The organism is Kibdelosporangium philippinense, assembly GCF_021390435.2.
Taxonomy (GTDB): Bacteria; Actinomycetota; Actinomycetes; order Mycobacteriales; family Pseudonocardiaceae; genus Kibdelosporangium; species Kibdelosporangium philippinense.
This window is the reverse complement of the sequence record NZ_JAJVCN010000002.1, coordinates 1,089,007-1,108,090: the sequence shown is the minus strand read 5'-3', so window position 1 is coordinate 1,108,090 and position 19,084 is coordinate 1,089,007. Positions and strand designations below refer to the sequence as shown.

The 19,084-nt window shown below is 64.8% G+C and carries 16 protein-coding genes and 1 pseudogene; 8 read left to right on the top strand and 9 right to left on the bottom strand.

The features are described 5' to 3' along the window. The first annotated feature begins 149 nt into the window (after positions 1-149). From LWC34_RS24275 to yhjD, 4 genes are all read left to right on the top strand, one after another. Positions 150-2,666: a bifunctional FO biosynthesis protein CofGH gene (locus tag LWC34_RS24275; RefSeq protein ID WP_284051721.1), complete on the top strand. Its 2,517-nt coding sequence runs from the start codon at positions 150-152 to the stop codon at positions 2,664-2,666. Between the two features lie 245 nt (positions 2,667-2,911). Continuing rightward, on the top strand, positions 2,912-3,166 hold the full coding sequence (locus LWC34_RS24270; protein WP_233727443.1) for a hypothetical protein: 255 nt from the start codon (positions 2,912-2,914) through the stop codon (positions 3,164-3,166). Between the two features lie 95 nt (positions 3,167-3,261). Continuing rightward, positions 3,262-4,272: a tryptophan--tRNA ligase gene (gene trpS / locus LWC34_RS24265; protein ID WP_233727442.1), complete on the top strand. Its 1,011-nt coding sequence runs from the start codon at positions 3,262-3,264 to the stop codon at positions 4,270-4,272. Positions 4,273-4,316: 44 nt separating this feature from the next. After that, positions 4,317-5,297 carry an inner membrane protein YhjD gene (gene yhjD / locus LWC34_RS24260; RefSeq protein ID WP_233727441.1) on the top strand — a complete coding sequence of 327 codons (981 nt, stop codon included), beginning with the start codon at positions 4,317-4,319 and terminating at the stop codon, positions 5,295-5,297. A 250-nt stretch (positions 5,298-5,547) separates the two neighbouring features. On the opposite strand, the pseudogene LWC34_RS24255 reads toward yhjD, so the two are convergent. Together LWC34_RS24255 and LWC34_RS24250 are read right to left on the bottom strand one after the other, a co-directional pair. Beyond that, positions 5,548-6,246: pseudogene (locus tag LWC34_RS24255) on the bottom strand (D-alanyl-D-alanine carboxypeptidase family protein); the annotation flags it as partial. A 246-nt stretch (positions 6,247-6,492) separates the two neighbouring features. Beyond that, complete coding sequence (locus LWC34_RS24250; protein WP_233727440.1) at positions 6,493-7,851, bottom strand: D-alanyl-D-alanine carboxypeptidase family protein; 1,359 nt, start codon at positions 7,849-7,851, stop codon at positions 6,493-6,495. Positions 7,852-8,032: 181 nt separating this feature from the next. On the opposite strand from LWC34_RS24250, the gene LWC34_RS24245 reads away from it, so the two are divergent. The 4 genes from LWC34_RS24245 (at position 8,033) to LWC34_RS24230 (ending at position 14,437) form a co-directional block, all read left to right on the top strand. After that, positions 8,033-8,380, top strand: coding sequence for a hypothetical protein (locus tag LWC34_RS24245; RefSeq protein ID WP_173127159.1), 348 nt, complete (start codon positions 8,033-8,035; stop codon positions 8,378-8,380). Positions 8,381-8,525: 145 nt separating this feature from the next. After that, positions 8,526-10,913 (top strand): immune inhibitor A domain-containing protein, encoded by a 2,388-nt coding sequence (locus LWC34_RS24240; RefSeq protein WP_233727439.1) that lies wholly within the window; start codon positions 8,526-8,528, stop codon positions 10,911-10,913. 243 nt (positions 10,914-11,156) lie between these two features. Further along, a complete protein-coding gene (locus LWC34_RS24235) occupies positions 11,157-13,538 on the top strand; it encodes an immune inhibitor A domain-containing protein (RefSeq protein WP_233727438.1) in 2,382 nt (793 codons plus the stop codon). A 215-nt stretch (positions 13,539-13,753) separates the two neighbouring features. Further along, positions 13,754-14,437 (top strand): S1 family peptidase, encoded by a 684-nt coding sequence (locus LWC34_RS24230; RefSeq protein WP_235729634.1) that lies wholly within the window; start codon positions 13,754-13,756, stop codon positions 14,435-14,437. Here LWC34_RS24230 and LWC34_RS24225 read toward each other — a convergent pair. From LWC34_RS24225 to sdhC, 7 genes are all read right to left on the bottom strand, one after another. Next, complete coding sequence (locus LWC34_RS24225) at positions 14,434-14,793, bottom strand: hypothetical protein (protein ID WP_233727437.1); 360 nt, start codon at positions 14,791-14,793, stop codon at positions 14,434-14,436. The two genes, LWC34_RS24230 and LWC34_RS24225, sit on opposite strands and share 4 nt — an antisense overlap. 52 nt (positions 14,794-14,845) lie before the next feature. Continuing rightward, the gene (locus tag LWC34_RS24220) at positions 14,846-15,268 is read right to left on the bottom strand and encodes a type II toxin-antitoxin system VapC family toxin (RefSeq protein ID WP_233727436.1); all 423 of its coding nucleotides are present in this window, start codon (positions 15,266-15,268) and stop codon (positions 14,846-14,848) included. Beyond that, on the bottom strand, positions 15,258-15,491 hold the full coding sequence (locus LWC34_RS24215) for an AbrB/MazE/SpoVT family DNA-binding domain-containing protein (protein WP_233727435.1): 234 nt from the start codon (positions 15,489-15,491) through the stop codon (positions 15,258-15,260). The genes LWC34_RS24220 and LWC34_RS24215 overlap by 11 nt, the downstream gene beginning before the upstream one ends. Before the next feature lie 103 nt (positions 15,492-15,594). Continuing rightward, entirely contained in the window at positions 15,595-16,368 is a 774-nt protein-coding gene (locus tag LWC34_RS24210; RefSeq protein WP_233727434.1) for a succinate dehydrogenase iron-sulfur subunit, read from the bottom strand. Then, positions 16,368-18,122, bottom strand: coding sequence for a succinate dehydrogenase flavoprotein subunit (sdhA, locus tag LWC34_RS24205; RefSeq protein ID WP_233727433.1), 1,755 nt, complete (start codon positions 18,120-18,122; stop codon positions 16,368-16,370). The genes LWC34_RS24210 and sdhA overlap by 1 nt, the downstream gene beginning before the upstream one ends. Before the next feature lie 31 nt (positions 18,123-18,153). Continuing rightward, positions 18,154-18,564 (bottom strand): succinate dehydrogenase hydrophobic membrane anchor subunit, encoded by a 411-nt coding sequence (locus LWC34_RS24200; RefSeq protein WP_233727432.1) that lies wholly within the window; start codon positions 18,562-18,564, stop codon positions 18,154-18,156. Beyond that, positions 18,561-18,977: a succinate dehydrogenase, cytochrome b556 subunit gene (gene sdhC, locus LWC34_RS24195; RefSeq protein WP_037251582.1), complete on the bottom strand. Its 417-nt coding sequence runs from the start codon at positions 18,975-18,977 to the stop codon at positions 18,561-18,563. The genes LWC34_RS24200 and sdhC overlap by 4 nt, the downstream gene beginning before the upstream one ends. Positions 18,978-19,084: the final 107 nt, after the last annotated feature.

Genomic DNA, 19,084 nt, shown 5'->3' with positions numbered 1-19,084 from the left:
GTGGATACCCGGCTGACGACCGGGTACCTGGTGCGAGATTCAGCGCACGCTGACGGGGCCCGGAAGGGGCCGCATCATGTTCGCCACAATCTTTCGCATGACCTCATTGTACGCGATTCGCCTAGGCTAGTTCGGTGGCTACCGAATTGATGATGACCCCGCCGGAGCCGCGTCCGAGCGACGCGGCGATGCGGCGGGCGTTGCGCAGGGCGAGCGACGGCTCAACGTTGGACCTCACCGAGGCCACGGTGTTGCTGCACGCCAGGGGCGAGCAGCTGGACGAGCTGATGGCCGCCGCGTCCCGGGTCCGGGACGCGCACCTGCGGGCCGAAGGCCGCGAGGGGATCGTCACCTACAGCGGCAGCGTCTTCATTCCACTGACCCGACTTTGTCGTGATCGTTGTCACTACTGCACGTTCGCGACCGTTCCGCACCGGCTGCCAGCCGCCTATCTCGAGCGTGACGAAGTTCTCGAAATCGCTCGTCAAGGCGCGGCTGCCGGGTGCAAGGAAGCCCTCTTCACGCTCGGCGACCGGCCGGAGGAACGATGGCCGGCCGCACGGAAATGGCTGGAAGAGCGTGGTTTCGAGTCCACATTGGACTATGTGCGCGCCTCGGCGATCGCGGTGCTCGAGGAAACCGGTCTGCTGCCGCACCTGAACCCGGGAGTGCTGTCCTGGGAAGAGCTATCCCGGTTGCGACCGGTCGCCGCCAGTATGGGCATGATGTTGGAGACCACGGCCCACAGGCTGTGGAGTGAACCCGGGGGCCCGCACTATGGCAGCCCGGACAAAGAGCCGGCGGTCCGGCTACGCGTGCTCACAGACGCGGGTCGGGTCGCTGTGCCATTCACCACCGGAATCCTGGTCGGTATCGGCGAGACGCTCACCGAGCGCGCCGACTCGTTGCTCGCGATCCGCGGCATCGCCCGTCAGTACGGGCACATCCAGGAGATCATCGTTCAGAACTTCCGCGCCAAGCCGGACACGGCGATGCGCGGCATGCCGGACGCCGACCTGCACGAGCTGGCCGCGACCGTGGCCGTCGGCCGGTTGCTGATGCCGCCTGGCGTGAGCGTCCAGGCCCCGCCGAACCTGGTCGGCGAGGAATTCCAGCTGCTGCTTCGTGCGGGAATCGATGACTGGGGCGGCGTTTCGCCGGTCACCCCGGACCACGTGAACCCGGAACGTCCTTGGCCCGCCTTGGATTCGCTACGCGCGCAGACCTCCCAAGCTGGCTTCGAGCTGCACGAGCGGCTGCCGGTATACCCGCGTTTTCTCAAGGGTGCGCCTGGTCAGTGGACAGATATCCGTATCGCGGAACACATTTCGGCGGTCTCGACGCCGGAAGGCCTTGCTGCGGACGTGAAACCGGCCGGTCTGCCATGGCAAGAGCCGGACGGCGGCCTGGAAACGGTCGGCCGTGCGGACCTGCACTCGACAATCGACACCACGGGACGTACCGGTGACCGGCGTGGCGACTTCGACTCCGTGTACGGCGACTGGGAAGAACTGCGCAAGCAACTTCCCAAGGCGCCCGAACGGCTCGCTGCGGACGTGAAAGCGGGTCTTTCGCTGGCGGAGTCCAACCCTGGCGCTTTGTTGGACGAGGAGAACGCCGACGTTGCCCTCGCGTTGATGACATCCGACGGCGAGGCGCTGGAGACGTTGGTGCGGCTCGCGGACGACGCGCGGCGGGAGGCCGTCGGCGACGACATCACCTACGTCGTCAACCGGAACATCAACTTCTCGAACGTCTGTTACGTCGGCTGCCGGTTCTGCGCCTTCGCGCAGCGCGAGCGTGACGCCGACGCGTTCCGCCTGTCGGTGGAGGAAGCCGCGGACCGCGCGGAGGAGGCGTGGAACGACGGCGCCACCGAGGTGTGCATGCAGGGCGGCATAGACCCGAAGCTGCCCGTGACTTACTACGCGGACCTCGTACGCGCGATCAAAACACGCGTTCCGGGCATGCATGTGCACGCGTTCAGCCCTATGGAGATCGTCAGCGCGGCGTCCAAGGCTGGCGTGAGCGTGCGGGAATGGCTGACCGACCTGCGTGACGCCGGACTGGACACGATCCCGGGCACGGCCGCGGAGATCCTGGACGACGACGTGCGCTGGGTGCTGACCAAGGGCAAGCTGCCCGCGTCGACGTGGATCGAGGTTGTGTCGACCGCGCATTCGCTCGGCATCCGGTCCTCGTCGACGATGATGTACGGCCATGTCGACCACCCCGGGCATTGGCTCGCGCACCTGCGCACGCTCGCGCGCCTCCAGGACTCGACAGGTGGGCTGACGGAGTTCGTCGCGCTCCCGTTCGTGCACCGCAACGCGCCGATCTACTTGGCCGGTGTCGCGCGGCCCGGACCGTCTCGGCGTGACAACCGCGCGGTGCACGCGATGGCACGGCTCGGTTTGCACGGTCGCATCCCGAACATCCAGTGCTCGTGGGTCAAGCTCGGCGAGGAAGGCACCGCCGAGATCCTGCGCGGCGGCGCCAACGATGTCGGTGGCACGCTCATGGAGGAGACCATCAGCCGAATGGCCGGTTCAGAGCATGGCTCGGCGCGTACGGTCCGTCAGCTCGAGGAGTTGGCCGCTCTCGCCGGTCGCCCCGCACGTCAGCGCACGACGACGTACGGCTCGGTGACCGCGGTCGCGCGTTAGCGCAGGTCCCCGCCGCGTTCCCGGACGCGGCGGGGCTTGATCGACACCCCGAGACCGACCTGTGACCGAACGAGCGATAGCCTCGGAGACCGCAAGCTTGAGCGCGGTGTCGCTTGACACGCTCGGTAGTTTTTCTTGGCAACCGTGTCCCTCGATCGGGGGATGCCAGGTCGGTTTGTGTCGCAGGAGGCGAACCAGTGCGTGACCGGGTGGCTAGAACCCGTTCCCTGGTGACTGTGTCTTTCGTGACCCTTTTCATGGTCGCGCCCGCCGGGATGGCATTCGCTCAGGACAGCACCAACGCCATGCCGGTCACTGTCGCCGGGCCAGTTGGCATTGCTGTGGCGGCTGTCGGTTTGACGGGCATGGTGCTCGGGTTGTGGCGGTTCATGCGCAAGTCGGCCAAGGACAAGGCCGCGGCGGCCGAGGTTATGCAAGCGCCGACGGCTCCGGTGGCGGTTGTCGAGCCCGAGCCCGCTCCGCAGCCCGCTACCCCCTGACGTTTTCCCAGCGTGCGCCTCGTGAGTGGTTACGCGGGTTCTAACCCGCGTAACCACTCACGAGGCGCACGCTGGGAGTTGAATAGGATTTCGGTGTGTCCACCGAGCTGCAGAACCGCCCCAGGGTGCTGTCCGGCATTCAGCCGACCGCTGACTCTTTCCACCTCGGCAACTACCTCGGTGCCATTCGCCAGTGGGTCGCGATGCAGGACACGCACGACACCTTCTACTGCGTGGTCGACCTGCACGCCATCACGGTCGAGCACGACCCCAAGCTGCTCAGGCAGCGCACCAGGGTCTCGGCCGCCCAACTGCTTGCCTTGGGGATCGATCCCGATCGGGCCACGTTGTTCGTGCAGAGTCAGGTCCCCGAACACCCGCAGCTTTCCTGGGTGATGGAGTGCATGGCTGGCTTCGGTGAGGCCAGTCGGATGACTCAGTTCAAGGACAAGTCCACTCGCCAGGCCCTCGACCGGGTCAGCGTCGGCCTGTTCACCTACCCCATCCTCCAGGCCGCCGACATCCTGCTCTACCAGGCCAACTTCGTGCCTGTCGGCGAGGATCAGCGGCAGCACCTGGAACTGACACGCGACCTTGCTCAGCGGTTCAACACGCGGTTCGGCAAGACGTTCACGCTTCCTGAGGCGTACATCGTCAAGGACACGGGCAAGGTCTTCGACCTGCAGGATCCGACCGCCAAGATGAGCAAGACCGTCCCGGCTGGGGTTGTCGAGCTGCTTGAGGACCCGAAGAAGGTTGCCAAGAAGATTCGGTCCGCTGTCACCGACACTGGCCGCGAGATCGTTTACGACGTCGAGAACAAGCCTGGCGTCAGCAACCTGCTCTCCATCTACTCCGCGCTTTCCGGCCGGAGCATCGAGGATCTTGAGAAGGCCTATGACGGCAAGGGTTACGGCGACTTGAAGAAGGATCTCGGTGAGGTCGTCGTCGAGTTCGTCACGCCTGTCCAGGCCGCGGTGAAGGGGTATCTGGACGATCCGGCCGAGTTGGACAAGCTTCTCGCCAAGGGTGCTGAGCGGGCTCGTGCGGTCGCCAGCCGGACGTTGGCACAAACCTACGAACGGGTGGGTTTCCTCGCCGGATGACGTTTCATCATGCAAACCCGGCGCAGCCGTCTTAGCGTCGATATGTGGGAAAGCTGGATGACTACCGTCGCAAGTGGCGTTGGCTCGATCATCTGATCCGGGCCAACGACGCTTTCTCTGAGCGGTACGGCAATCAGTTCGCCGCGGCGATCACGTACTTCTCCGTGCTTTCGCTGTTTCCGTTGCTGATGATCGCTTTCGCGGTCGCCGGGTTCATCCTTGCCGCTCAGCCGGAGTTGCTCATGCAGCTCAAGGACGGCATCACGAAGGCCGTTCCCGGCACTCTCGGCGAGACCGTCAACCAGGTTGTCACGACCGCGCTGGATTCCAAAGGCATGGTCGGAATCCTGGGTTTGATCGCCGCGCTTTACTCCGGTATCGGGTGGATGACCAACCTGCGCGACGCGCTGACCGCGCAATGGGGGCACGAGCGCAAGCAGCTGCCGCTGATTTCCAGCACGCTCAAGGACTTGGTCGCGCTGATCAGCCTCGGTCTCGCGCTCGTCGTTTCCTTCGGGCTCACCGCGGCGGGCACTGGGCTGGGGAATTTGTTGCTGCGCCTTGTCGGTCTCGAGGGCGCTGGGTGGGCGCGATTCCTGTTGTTCCTCGCGACTTTGGTGTTGTCGGTCATCGCGAACTGGGTGGTGTTCCTGTGGGTCCTGACCCGGCTGCCACGGGAAAAGGTCAATGTTCGCAGCGCTGTCAAAGGCGCTTTGGCTGCCGCTATCGGGTTTGAGATCCTCAAGCAGCTCGGCGCCATCTACCTGAACGTGGTCACGAGTTCGCCGACCGGCGCGATTTTCGGGCCAGTCATCGGTCTTCTCGTGTTCGCCAACCTTGTCGCGCGATTCCTTTTGTTCATCACCGCGTGGACGGCGACGACTAGTCGTCCCGGAACAGACGGTCAATCCGGTCAAGCTGAACCGTCTGGTCAAGGTCAGGAGCAGCCGGATGAACAGCGGCCGGAACCGGCCGACGTGCGTAGCGAAGCCGAATCCGCCAGATCAAGAACCCCAGGATCGTGATGGCCGCGATCGACATCGCCGCCGTCGGCAGGAAACCCCGGTTGTTGTCGATCGGGCCCGAGCCCTGACCAACGCCGGTAATGCCGCTGGCCTGCGCGTCGGGTGACGTCGTGGTCGCGGCGTCCGCCGGCGGCGCGTCCAGGGTGCCGACGCCGTCGATTTTCTTGGCTGCCACGTCAAAGCCCCACGTCAGCAGCTTCGAGGCCTGGTCGGTGATGCGGACCGGCTGCTGCTCGCCGCGCAGCAGCACGACCACGAGTTTGCGGCCTTTCTGCTCGGCGCCGCCGATGTACGTATGCCTGGCGTCGTCGGTGAAACCTGTTTTGCCGCCGAGGAATCCGGCGTACCGGCCGAGCAGGCGGTTGTCGTTGCTGACTTTGAAGCCCGGTTTGGTGCCGTAGCCCGGCCAGTCGATCTGCTTGGTGGCGACCGCCTTGGCGAAATCCGGTTTCTTCATGGCTTCGCGGTAGAACACCGCCATGTCGTAGGCCGACGTCATCATTCCCGGCCCGTCGAGGCCGGACGGGGTGGCGACGTGCGTGTCCTGCGCGCCAAGTTTCTTGGCCAGGGCGTTCATCTTCGCCACGGTCTTCTCAACGCCACCCAGCTGCACGGCCAACGCGTGCGCGGCGTCGTTGCCCGAATGCATCAGCAACGCCAGGAGCAGCTGGTTCACCGTGTACTGGCCGCCTGGGCCCATGCCGACCTTGGTGCCCTGCTGGTTGGCGTCTTCCTGGGTGCCTTCGACGACCTTGGTCATGTCCAGTTCGTCGATGGCCACGATCGCGAGCAGGACCTTGATCACGGATGCCGGACGCTGCCTGCCGTGCGGGTCCTTCGCGCCGAGCACCTCACCGCTGTCCAGGTCCGCCACCAGCCACGAGCCGGTGTTGACGTCCGCTGGCACCGCGGGCGCTGTGGACGGCCGCACCACGCCGCATTCGGCCATCCGAGGGCCGCCCGCGGCCTGCTGCGGCACGGGCGGCGGCGTTGGTGCCTGCTGGCCGGGCTTCGGGTTCTCCGAGGTGTCCACGGCCGCTGGCGGGATCGTCTTGTTCGGGCATGAGTCGCCAGGCTGTGCCGACGCCGTGAAGCTCGCGGGCGCGAGCAGGCACAGCGAGGCCAGCAGGACAGCGAAGAGTCGCCGTGACGTCAGGACCACGAACCCAGATTAGGGCGTAATACTGAAGTCAAGTCACCGACCCTGTTGGAGCCGCAACCTCTTTGCCCTGGCCATCTTCTTGCGTGCGGTGAGCACGAGACCGATCAGCACGACCGCGCCAGCCAGGATGGTGATCGGCAGGCCAGCGGTCCCGAACGCGGACCTGGCCACCGCGTTCGAGCTGGCCAGGGTGGTCGTTTCGGTCTCGGCGCTGCTCGGGGTGTCCGCGCTGCTCGGCGACGGCTGGCTGGTCGCGCCGGTCAGCACGCCGACCGGCTGCACGCGCGCCGCGGCGAGCGTGAAACCGTATTCCAGCAAGGATTCCGCCTGCGGGAACGGCTCGCTCTCCGAGCGCATCACCGCGACGATCAGGTTGCGGCCGTCCCGCTCGGCACTGCCGACCAGCACGTTCTTGGCCGCGTTCGTGAAGCCCGCCTTGCCGCCGGTCGCCCCGGCGAAGGTGTTCAGCAGCTGGTTGTCGTTGTTACGGGTGATCGTGGTCTTGCGGTTGCCCTGCGGCTTGATCTGCACCCGCTTCGAGCCGGTCGCGGCCTCGAACTCGGGCATCCGCAGCGCTTCGCGGTAGATCAGCGCGGTGTCGAACGCCGAGGTGCTCTGACCAGGCACGTCGGTGCCGTTCGGATTGACAACCCTGGTGTCGAGCGCCTTGAGCTCACGGGCCAGGTTGTTCATCTTCAGCGCGGCTTCGTCCGGTCCGCCCAGCTCACGGGCCAGCGCGTTCGCCGCGTCGGCGGCCGGCATCACGATCAGCGCGCGCATCAGGTCGCCCGCGATGTACTTGCCGTCGGCGATGATGCCGACCTTCGTGCCGGGCTGCCGGGTGTCCTCACGGGTGCCGACGATCAGCTTGTCCGCCGGGATCTCGCGCAGCGCGACCATGGCGAGCAGAATTTTGATCGTTCCGGCTGGGCGCTGCCGGGCATGCGGTGCATAACTGGCCAGCACGTCGCCGCTCGCTTCGTCGGCGATCAGCCACGAATCGGCCGCGATACCGTCGGGGAGCTTGGTGGCGTTCGGCGGCAGAACGACGCCGCACTCGCCCATCCGCGGCCCGCCGATCGGATCCTTCGGCAGGTCGAGCGGCGGCAGCTGGTCGCCGTTGCCGTCGTTGGCCGGTGGTGGCACGGCCTTGGAAGTGCAGCTGGTCGCCGCGGCGCCGTCGGACGGCTTGTTGCCGGTGGTGCTGGAGCCCGTCGACTTGTTGGGCGACGAGCTCTTCGGGGTCGAGGACGCCGAGTTACGCGGCGAGCTGCTGTTCGATGACGTCTGTTGTGCGTTCGCCGTGGCAGGCGCCGCGGCGAACGTGACGGCAGCGGCGATGCCGAGGCTCAGATTCAGTACGCGGGCCAGTTGCCGAGCTCGTTCAGGCACACCTGCAGGCTAGTCACTCGATCGTGATGTCGGTTGGCGGGGGAGGCAAGTTTGTTCCCGTTCACCGAATGTGGAAGGCCCTGGATCATGTGAGACTAGGGTCATTCGGTGTCGCGTTCGGTCATGGGCGAATAATGCCGTTCCGGCTGTTTGCACCCTTCCCACCACACAGGGAGAACCCGTGGAGTTCGTCCGGCATCTGCTCGTGTTCCTGCACCTTCTCGGTATGGCGATGCTGGTCGGCACGCTGATGCTGCAGCTCAAGGCCGGTAAGGAGGCGCCGGTGAACAAAGGCTGGCTGCATGGCGCGGGCGTTCAGCTGGTCACCGGGCTCGCGCTGATGCTGCTCGCGCCGCTGACCAACCAGGACTACAACCACATGAAGCTGGGCATCAAGCTGCTCGTGCTCGTGGTGATCGGCGTGCTCGCGGTGCTCTACGTCACCAAGGACAAGGCGCCGAAGTGGTTCAGCCCGACCCTGGGCGGCCTCGTCGTGCTGAATGTGGGGCTCGCCGTTTTTTGGGCCTGATCGAGTGAGACCGGCCAAGCTGGTCTCACAGTGTTAACCCTACGTATGGCGTATTTCACTCTACAGAGTTAATTCGTACTGTCGGCCCGTTCATCTGGTGGCTGGAGAGCGTTCACTCTCCGCCGTTCAGTGCACGGGAGGGCAAGTGCATCGAAGAAGTTCGACCGGCCTGGCGCTGTTAGCCCTGGTCGGTATGGGCGTCGGCGTCTTATCCGCACCCGCGGCCGCAGCACCCAGCGTGACCAATCCGGGGATCGAGTACGGCGCGCCCGACGACCATGACCTGCCGAACAAATACGAGGAGAAGCGCCGCGCTCTGCGCAAGGAAGCGCTCGCCGAAGTGCTCTCCGGCCAGGCCAAAGTGGAGAAGCGCGGCGCGAGTACGGTCGCCAGGATCGGCGACAAGCCCGCCGACGCGGCGCGTGGCGGCCAGCCGAACCAGCGCGTCGATCAGTACGTGGAACTCGGCAGGGAGAAGACGGACAACGTCTTCGTGGTCCTCGCCGAGTTCGGCAACAAGCGAGACCCGCGATACCCGGACGTCGACATCGCTCCGGCGATTCCCGGCCCGACCAAGTTCGACGGTCCGCTGCACAACGAGATCCCCGCGCCGAACCGCGCGGTCGACAACAGCACGGTCTGGCAGCCGGATTACTCGCGTGAGCATTTCCAGCAGATGTACTTCGGGCAGGGGCCTGGAGTCGAGTCGCTGAAGACCTTCTACGAGAAGCAGTCTTCCGGCCGGTACTCCGTCGACGGCATGGTCACCGACTGGGTCAAGGTCGACTACAACGAAGCCCGCTACGGTCGTTCCAACGGTTTTCCCTGCGCGGGCAACATCTGCAACAACACCTGGGATCTGATTCGTGACTCGGTGAACCGCTGGGTCGAAAACCGCGTCGCGGCAGGTGCGACCGTCGAGCAGATCCGCGAGGAACTCAAGCCGTACGACACGTGGGACCGCTACGACCACGACAGCGACGGCGACTTCAACGAGGCGGACGGCTACCTCGACCACTTCCAGATCGTGCATTCCGGCGGCGATCAAGCCGACGGCGACCCGATCCAGGGCGAAGACGCGATCTGGAGTCACCGCTGGTACACCTACCCGAGTTCGCCAGACGGCCCGCCGAACAACAAGCGCGGCGGCACCCAGATCGGCGCGACCGGCCTGTGGGTCGGCGACTACACGATCCAGCCCGAGAACGGTGGCCTTGGGGTGTTCGCGCACGAGTACGGCCACGACCTTGGTTTGCCTGACCACTACGACACAGCTGGGCCCGGTGGCGCGCAGGAGAACGGCGTCAACTGGTGGTCACTGATGGGGCAGAGCCGGGTTTCGGCCGCAGGCGAGCCCGCGATCGGTACGCGTGCCAACGACCTGTCCGCGTGGGACAAGTTGCAGCTTGGCTGGCTGGACTACGAAGTCGTTGTGGCAGGCCAAGATCGCCGGATCGACCTCGGCCCGCACGAGTACAACTCGGACAAAGCCCAGGGTGTCGTCGTTGTGCTGCCGGACAAACAGGTCAGCGACGACTATGGAAAGCCGTTCGCCGGAACGAGAATGTATTGGAGTGGCAAGGGAGATGACGTTGACAACAGCATGGTCAGGGACCTTGACCTGACCGGGAAGACGTCAGCGTCGCTGACGTTGAAGTCGCGTTACGACATCGAAGAGGACTTCGACTACCTCTATGTCCAAGCCTCGGTTGACGGTGGCGCGACGTGGACTTCCCTGGACGGCACGGTGAACGGCGCCGCGTTCCCGAAGGACGGCGGCAACGCGCCAGCACTGACCGGTGCGCAGCCGGACTGGGTTGATGTGAACGTGCCGTTGGACTCGTTGGCGGGCAAGCAAGCCAAGCTTCGCTTCCGTTACGTGACCGACGGTGGTGTGGCGCCGAACGGCTTCTTCGCCGACGACATCAAGATCACCGCTGATGGCACGGTCGTAGTGAACGACGGCGCGGAAGGCACACCGGCAGGCTGGACCCTCAACGGGTTCAAGCAGACCACGGGCACCGAAACGGCGGCGTTCGACCACTTCTACATCGCTACGAACCGGACGTACTCGTCGTTCGACCAGTACATGAAGACGGGTCCGTACAACTTCGGCTTCCCGGACCGGCCGGACTTCGTCGAGCATTTCCCGTACCAGGACGGCCTGCTGGTGTCCTATTGGGACACTTCGTGGCTGGACAACAACACGTCCGCCCACCCGGGTGCTGGCCTGATCCTGCCGGTCGACGCGAATCCCGAGCCGATCTACAACCTGCAGGGTCAGCCGTGGCGGCCGAGGATCGCCGGATACGACGCGCCGTTCTCGCTGCAGAAGTCGGACTCGATCACGCTGCACGCGGCAGGCCGCGCCAGCTACATCCGTGGCAAGGCGGCACAGCCGCTGTTCGACGACACCAGGTCGTACTGGTCAGCCGATCAGCCCACCGCGGGCGTGAAGCTGCCCGCGTCCGGGGTGAAGATCAGAGTGCTGTCCCAGCAAGGCACTTCGATGACGGTGCGCGTGTTCAAGTAGATCGCTTCTCCATTGAATGGGGTGACCGGCCATTGTCTGGTCACCCCATTCGGTGGTCTAGTGGCGATCCACCGAGGGATAACGAGTTCGCGGGCCCGGCCAGGGAAAACATCGGCCCATGATTACACAGCGATAATCATACTCACGGACCGTGTCCTTCTTTCGCGTTAATTTGTACCGTCCTTCCGGACTATTTGTGCCGGAGAGTGACCAGTCTCCGGCTGTCAGTGCGCTGGAGGACGAGTGCATCGGAAAGCAATGGCGGGCTTGGCGCTGTGTGCGCTGGTCAGCCTGGGCGCCAGCGGGTTGGCCACGCCCGCGGTGGCGATGCCAAGCGCGTCGCCGCCAGCCGCGCAGCTGGCCGCAGGCGACCACGATCTGCCGAACAAGGACGAGGAGAAGCGCCGCGCGCTGCGTCAGGAAGCACTCGCGGAGGTGCTCTCCGGCCAGGCCAAAGTGGAGAAGCGCGGCGCGAGTACGGTTGCCAGGATCGGCGACAAGCCCGCCGACGCGGCGCGTGGCGGCCAGCCGAACCAGCGCGTCGATCAGTACGTGGAGCTCGGCAGGGAGAAGACTGACAAGGTCTTCGTGGTCCTCGCCGAGTTCGGGAACAAGCGTGACCCGCGGTATCCCGATGTCGACACCGATCCGGCTTGGCCCGGCCCGACGAAGTTCGATGGCCCGCTGCACAACGAGATTCCGGCGCCGAACCGTGCGGTGGACAACACCACGATCTGGCAGCCGGACTACTCGCGTGAGCACTTCCAGCAGATGTACTTCGGCGAGGGCGCCGGAGTGGAATCGCTGAAGACTTTCTACGAGAAGCAGTCTTCCGGCCGGTACTCCGTCGACGGAATGGTGACTGACTGGGTGAAGGTCGACTACAACGAGGCCCGGTATGGTCGTTCCAACGGCTTCCCGTGTGCGGGCACGCTGTGCGTGAACGTCTTCGACCTGATTCGTGACTCACTGGCCAAGTGGGTTGAGAGCCGAGTCGCGGCTGGTGCGACGGTTGAGCAGATCCGTGAGGAGCTCAAGCCGTACGACACGTGGGACCGCAACGACTACGACCACGACGGCGACTTCAACGAGCCCGACGGCTACCTGGACCACTTCCAGATCGTGCACGCTGGTGGTGACCAGGCCGACATCGACCCGGTCCAGGGTGAGGACGCGATCTGGAGCCACCGCGCGTTCGCCTACATGAACACGCCGGTCGGCCCTGAGGGAAACAAGCGCGGCGGTGTGCAGATCGGTGCGACCGGTCTGTGGGTCGGTGACTACACCATGCAGCCCGAGAACGGTGGCCTTGGGGTGTTCGCGCACGAGTACGGCCACGACCTTGGTTTGCCTGACCACTACGACACAGCTGGACCCGGTGGCGCGCAGGACAATGGCGTCAACTGGTGGTCGTTGATGGCGCAGAACCGAGTGTCGGCCCCCGGGGAGGCGATCGGTACGCGCGCGAACGACTTGTCCGCGTGGGACAAGTTGCAGCTGGGTTGGCTGGATTACGAAGTTGTTGTGGCAGGCCAGGATCGGCAGATCGATCTCGGTCCGCACGAGTACAACACGGACAAGGCGCAAGGTGTTGTCGTTGTGCTGCCCGATAAACAGGTCACCGACGAATACGGCAAGCCGTTCGCCGGAACGAAGATGTATTGGAGTGGCAAGGGTGATGCCATCGACAACAGCATGGTCAGGGACCTTGACCTGACCGGGAAGACGTCAGCGTCGCTGACGTTGAAGACGCGTTACGACATCGAGGCGGACTTCGACTACCTGTATGTGCAGGCCTCGACCGACGGTGGCGCGACGTGGACGTCGTTGGACGGCACGGTGAATGGCGCCGCGTTCCCGAAGGACGGCGCCAACGCGCCAGCACTGACCGGCGCGCAGGCGAACTGGGTTGATGTGAACGTGCCGTTGGACTCGTTGGCGGGCAAGCAAGCCAAGCTTCGCTTCCGTTACGTGACCGATGGCGGTGTGGCGCCGAACGGCTTCTTCGCCGACGACATCAAGATCACCGCTGATGGCACGGTCGTAGTGAACGACGGCGCGGAAGGCGCACCGGCAGGCTGGACTCTCACCGGATTCAAGCAGACGACCGGTACCGAAACGGCGACGTTCGACCACTTCTACATCGCCAGCAACCGCGCGTACGTGTCGTTTGACCAGTACATGCGGACCGGTCCGTTCAACTTCGGGTTCCCGGACCGGCCGGACTTCGTCGAGCATTTCCCGTACCAGGACGGCCTGCTGGTGTCCTATTGGGACACTTCGCAGAAGGACAACAACACCAGCGTCCATCCGGGCGTTGGCCTGATCCTGCCGGTCGACGCGAATCCTGACCCGATCTACAACCTGCAGGGCAGGCCGTGGCAGCCTAGTGTCGCCGGGTACGACGCGCCGTTCTCGCTGCAGAAGTCGGACTCGTTCTCGCTGACCATGGGCGGTCGGGCCAGCTACATCCGTGGCAAGGCCGCGCAGCCGTTGTTCGACGACACCAAGCCGTACTGGTTCGCCGAGCAGCCGAGCGCGGGCGTGAAGCTGCCCGCGGCCGGGGTGAAGATCCAGGTGCAGTCCCAGCAAGGCACCTCGATGACCGTGCGTGTCTTCAGGTAGGCATGCTTGCTGTCCGGGGTGGCCAGGTTCGCCTGGTCACCCCGTTCTTTTTTGGCCGAGTCGCAACGCGTACCCGCTGGGCTGTTCGGTCTAAACATACGAACGACGGGTTTACCGCTGATCGTCGATCACCATAGCGTGAAAGGGCGTTCGGGGACGCAATTGAGGTACCCGAGCCATTCCTTTTCGACCCCTGCTGAAAGGAATGCGCTTTCATGCGTAAATTCATTCCGGCTGCCGCGCTCGCGGTCGCCGTTTCCGCGATCGGCGTGCCCGCGGCAGCTGATCCGGCTCAGCCCATGATCATCGGTGGCGGGACGGTCAGCTCCGCGCCGTGGGGCGCACAGATCTACGTGGGTGGCCAGTTCAACTGCTCCGGCACGATCATCGCCGCGCAGTGGGTGCTCACGGCGAAGCACTGCGACGGTTCCAGCCTGTCGGTCAAGGTCGGCAACGTGAACCTCGGCCAGGGCGAGGACCGCACCGTCGACCGCAAGCAGGCCGCGCCGACCGGCGACATCCTGCTGCTGCACCTGAGCTCAGCTGTGGAAACCGAGTACATGAAGCTCGGCGACGCCAACCCGGCGACCGGCTCGACCAACCAGATCTTCGGCTGGGGCCAGACCGAGGGCAGCTCGCCTCCTTCGCCCGTCCTCAAGACCGCCAACGTTCGCGTCACCGGTACGAGCGCGGACGCCTTCAACGGTCCGGCGATCCGCAGCGAGGGCGTGAACGGCGCGGCGTGGAAGGGTGACTCCGGCGGTCCGCAGCTCGCGGACGGCGTCCAGGTCGGTGTGTGCTCGACGGGTGAGAACAGTGGCAGCAACCCGAATGGGACGCAGAACTATTCGAGCATCGCCAACAGTCGTTCCTTCATACGCAACACCGCTGGGGTCTAAGCCCAAATCTGCGGGTAATACTTCGGACAGACGCAGTGTTTGTCGTCGAGCGGCGGATCAATGACGAGCTCGCCGGGGATCAGTCGCTCGATTTCCCGTGCGGAATCGACAACTGAATCGGTGACGTAATACGTGTCCGAAAGCCACAATTCCAGTCGGCCGTTCCTGATGGTGGGGACGGCCGGCTGGAACATGTCCGGGTCGAGTGCCGGATCACTCAGCGCTACCAACAGGCGGTCGCCGTCGTTCTGATGGCCGCCGTACGCCCGGCAGAACCTGAAGTACCGCAAGCCTTTCGCCCAGCGCGCGATGGTCGCCGGGCTGTGTTCGCGGTACAGGTACTCCTCCCAGTCCATATCCTGGTCACCCCTCGTGAGTGGTTATCCGTGTTCTAACGCCGCTAACCACTCACGACGGTTGACCTGGGCAGATGAGGTCGACTGTGGGGAAGTAGGTGCGGTATCGGGCGGTATCGCGGGTGAGCAGGCTGAACTTCGATACCGCGGCATGGGCGCCGATGTAGAAGTCGGGCAACGGGGAAGGCTTGGTGCCACCCCGGCGCCGGTAGTCGGCGAAGCACTTGCCAGCGAGAAACGCGGCCGACCATGGCAACGGCGTGCGGACGAAGTCGTTCGGTGAGAGTGCGTCGTCCAGGTCTTCGATGCTGGTGAACCGAATGGAGACCTCGGCGTAGACAAGCGGATTGATGAGCAGCAGCCCTTCGTCGGCAGCCGCGGTGAGGGCGGCCGACGACCAGTCGAACCACTGCGGGTCCTCGGTCAGCAGGTCGATCAGCACATTCGAGTCGACAAGGGTTCGCTCAGTCGGCACGCGTCAGTGCCATGATCTCTTCGGTGGTCATGGGCACATCTCCACGTCCACGCAACCTGGCCACGATCCGTTGCCCGCGCTGACCGTGCGACGCGGCCCGCACGATCTTGGCCGCTCCATCTTCGACGATGAAGTCGACCTCATCGCCCGGTTGCAGGCCGAGCTCCTCCCGGACCGCGATCGGGATGGTCACCTGACCCTTGGACGTCAGCTTCCCGCTCATGAAAGGTAAGGGTATTACTTTCGCAACTCTTACTCAACCTTGCACCCGAGGGTCGTCGTGAGTGGTTAGCCGCGTTCTAACGCTACTAACCACTCACGAGCATTCACCTGCGGAAGAGTAGGGCGCGCTTGACTTCCTGGATCGCCTTGGTCACCTGGATGCCACGCGGGCACGCGTCCGTACAGTTGAACGTGGTCCGGCAGCGCCACACGCCCTCGGTGTCGTTGAGGATGTCCAGCCGGTCGCCCGCACCTTCATCCCGGCTGTCGAAGATGAAGCGGTGCGCGTTCACGATCGCGGCTGGCCCGAAGTACGACCCGTCCGACCAGTAGACCGGGCACGAAGTCGTGCAGCAAGCGCACAGGATGCACTTGGTTGTGTCGTCGAAGCGCTCACGGTCGGCCTGCGACTGGATCCGCTCACGCGTCGGCTCGTTGCCATACGTGATCAGGTATGGCTTCACCGCACGGAACGCCTCGAAGAACGGCTCCATGTCGACGAGCAGGTCCTTGCGCGCCTCAAGGCCTTTGATCGGCGCGATCGTGATCGTCGTCGGCTTTCCCTTACGCGCCATCAGGTCCTTCACCAGGACCTTGCACGCCAGCCGGTTCATTCCGTTGATCTGCATCGCGTCCGAGCCGCAGATCCCGTGCGCGCAGGAGCGGCGGAAGGTTAGCGTGCCATCGATGTACCACTTCACGTAGTGCAGCAGGTTCAGCACACGATCCGTTGGCAGCGCTGGGATGTCGTACGTCTCCCAGTGCGGCTCGTCGTCGACTTCCGGGTTGTAGCGCTGGATCTTCAGCGCGACCATGACGGCGCCGTCCGGTACCGGCGGAGCGTCGCCGCGGATTCCTGACTCAACTGTGGCAGTCATCAGTACTTGCGCTCCATCGGCTTGTACCGGGTAAAGGTCACGGGCTTGTAGTCCAGCCGGATGTCCGACGTCAGCGACTCGCCCTGCTTGTACGCCATGGTGTGACGCATGTAGTTCGTGTCGTCCCGGTTCGGGTAGTCCTCACGGGCGTGCCCGCCGCGGGATTCCTTGCGGTTGAGCGCACCGACGACCAGGATCTCGGCCAGCTCCAACAGGAAGCCGAGCTCGATCGCTTCGAGCAGGTCCGTGTTGTAGCGCTTTCCCTTGTCCTGCACGGTGATGTGCGCGTACCGGGACTTCAGCGCCTGTACGTCGTGCAACGCCTGCTTCAACGTGTCCTCGGTGCGGTACACCGAGGCGTTGGCGTCCATTGTGGCCTGAAGTTCGGTACGGATGTCCGCCACGCGTTCCTTGCCGTGCTCGGACAGGATCAGCGCCAGCTGGTCCTGGACGAACTGCGCCGGGTTCGAAGGCAGGTCAACGTGTTCGTGGCTGACTGCGTACTCGGCGGCGGCGATTCCGGCGCGACGGCCGAACACGTTGATGTCCAGCAACGAGTTCGTGCCGAGGCGGTTGGCGCCGTGCACCGACACGCACGCGCACTCGCCAGCCGCGTACAGGCCGGGGATCACGTGGTCGTTGTCCCGCAACACTTCCGCGTGGATGTTGGTCGGGATGCCGCCCATCGCGTAGTGCGCGGTCGGGTACACCGGCACCGGCTCGGTCACCGGGTCGACCGCCAGGTAGGTCCTGGCGAACTCGGTGATGTCCGGCAGCTTGGTCTCAAGGACCTCCGCCCCAAGATGCGTGCAGTCCAGCAGCACGTAGTCCTTGTTCGGGCCCGCGCCGCGGCCTTCAAGCACCTCAAGGGCCATCGAGCGGGCCACGATGTCACGCGGCGCCAGGTCCTTGATGGTCGGGGCGTAGCGCTCCATGAACCGCTCACCCGAGGCGTTACGCAGGATCGCGCCCTCACCACGGGCGCCTTCGGTGAGCAGGATGCCCAGTCCGGCAAGACCTGTCGGGTGGAACTGGTAGAACTCCATGTCCTCAAGGGGAAGGCCCTTGCGGAAGATGATGCCCATACCGTCGCCGGTCAGCGTGTGCGCGTTCGACGTGGTCTTGAAGACCTTGCCGAAGCCACCCGTCGCGAACACGACGGACTTGGCCTGGAACACGTGGATCTCGCCGGTCGCCAGCTCGTAGGCGATCGCGCCGGTGCACACCGGGTCGCCGTTCGCGTCCGGTGTCAGGCAGATGTCCAGGACGTAGAACTCGTTGAAGAACTCGATCCCGTGCTTGACGCAGTTCTGGTACAGCGTCTGCAGGATCATGTGGCCGGTGCGGTCCGCGGCGTAGCAGGCGCGGCGCACGGCGGCTTCACCGTGGTTACGGGTGTGCCCGCCGAATCGCCGCTGGTCGATCTTGCCTTCCGGCGTGCGGTTGAACGGCAGGCCCATCTTCTCGAGGTCGAGCACCGCGTCGATGGCCTCCTTGGCCATGATCTCCGCGGCGTCCTGGTCGACGAGGTAGTCGCCACCCTTGATGGTGTCGAAGGTGTGCCACTCCCAGTTGTCCTCTTCGACGTTCGCCAGCGCGGCGCACATACCGCCCTGCGCGGCGCCCGTGTGCGAACGCGTGGGGTAGAGCTTGGTCAGCACAGCGGTTCGGGCCCGCTGGCCCGACTCGATCGCGGCGCGCATGCCGGCGCCCCCAGCGCCGACGATCACCACGTCGTACTTGTGGAACTGCATTGGTTTGTCCAGGCTTTCGTGGTGGGTGAGATCAGGCGTCCATGTTCGGGTCGAACGTGAAGATCACGAACGTGCCGAGCGCGAGGATCAGCACCATCGAGACGTACAGCAGGACCTTCAGCCAGAACCTGGTGCTGTCCTTGCGGGCGTAGTCGTTGATGATCGTGCGCAGCCCGTTGCCGCCGTGGATCTCGGCGAGCCACAGCATCGACAGGTCCCAGAACTGCCAGAACGGCGAGGACCAGCGGCCGGCCACGAAGCCCCAGTTGATCCGGTGCACGCCGCCGTCGAGGATGTTCATGATCAGCAGGTGGCCGAGGACCAGCACGACCAGCGCGATGCCGGACACGCGCATGAAAACCCAGCTGGCCAGTTCCCAGTTCGCACGCCGGGCCGCGGGACGGCGGGGTGTGCGCGGCTTGTCCAGTGCGAGCGTCATCACGAGCCTCCGAACATCTCGGTGACCGTGCGGACCATCATGAAGTACGCACCGGGGATCATCACCAGCAGCCAGACCGCCAAAATGCCCCAGAGCATCTGCCGCTGGTAGCGCGGGCCCTTGGCCCAGAAGTCCACCAGCATCACGCGGATGCCGTTGAGCGCGTGGTAGAGCACGGCGCCGACAAGGCCGACCTCGAGCAGGTTCACCAGCGGCGTCTTGTAGGTCTCGATGACCTCGTTGTAGACCTGCGGCGACACGCGGACCAACGCGGTGTCCAGCACGTGCGCGAAAAGGAAGAAGAACGTGAGCACACCGGTGATGCGGTGCGCCACCCACGACCACATACCTGGGTCACCGCGGTACAACGTCCCGCGTCGGCTGGGCCGCGACACCTCAGCGGCTTCGGCGGACATCGGTTTTCTTCGCCTCCTGCTTCGCCGGACTCTCGGCTTGGATGGGCTGGAGTCCAACCGGGACGAATACCCACCGGGCCTTGACGTCACGGATGCTAGCCCCGTCG

Excerpts from the sequence above, each read along its gene's own strand:
- LWC34_RS24275 (WP_284051721.1), top strand. The coding sequence starts at position 150 with ATGATGACCCCGCCGGAGCCGCGTCCGAGCGACGCGGCGATGCGGCGG.
- LWC34_RS24230 (WP_235729634.1), top strand. The coding sequence starts at position 13,754 with ATGCGTAAATTCATTCCGGCTGCCGCGCTCGCGGTCGCCGTTTCCGCG.
- LWC34_RS24225 (WP_233727437.1), bottom strand. The coding sequence starts at position 14,793 with ATGGACTGGGAGGAGTACCTGTACCGCGAACACAGCCCGGCGACCATC.
- LWC34_RS24215 (WP_233727435.1), bottom strand. The coding sequence starts at position 15,491 with ATGAGCGGGAAGCTGACGTCCAAGGGTCAGGTGACCATCCCGATCGCG.
- LWC34_RS24210 (WP_233727434.1), bottom strand. The coding sequence starts at position 16,368 with ATGACTGCCACAGTTGAGTCAGGAATCCGCGGCGACGCTCCGCCGGTA.
- sdhA (WP_233727433.1), bottom strand. The coding sequence starts at position 18,122 with ATGCAGTTCCACAAGTACGACGTGGTGATCGTCGGCGCTGGGGGCGCC.
- sdhC (WP_037251582.1), bottom strand. The coding sequence starts at position 18,977 with ATGTCCGCCGAAGCCGCTGAGGTGTCGCGGCCCAGCCGACGCGGGACG.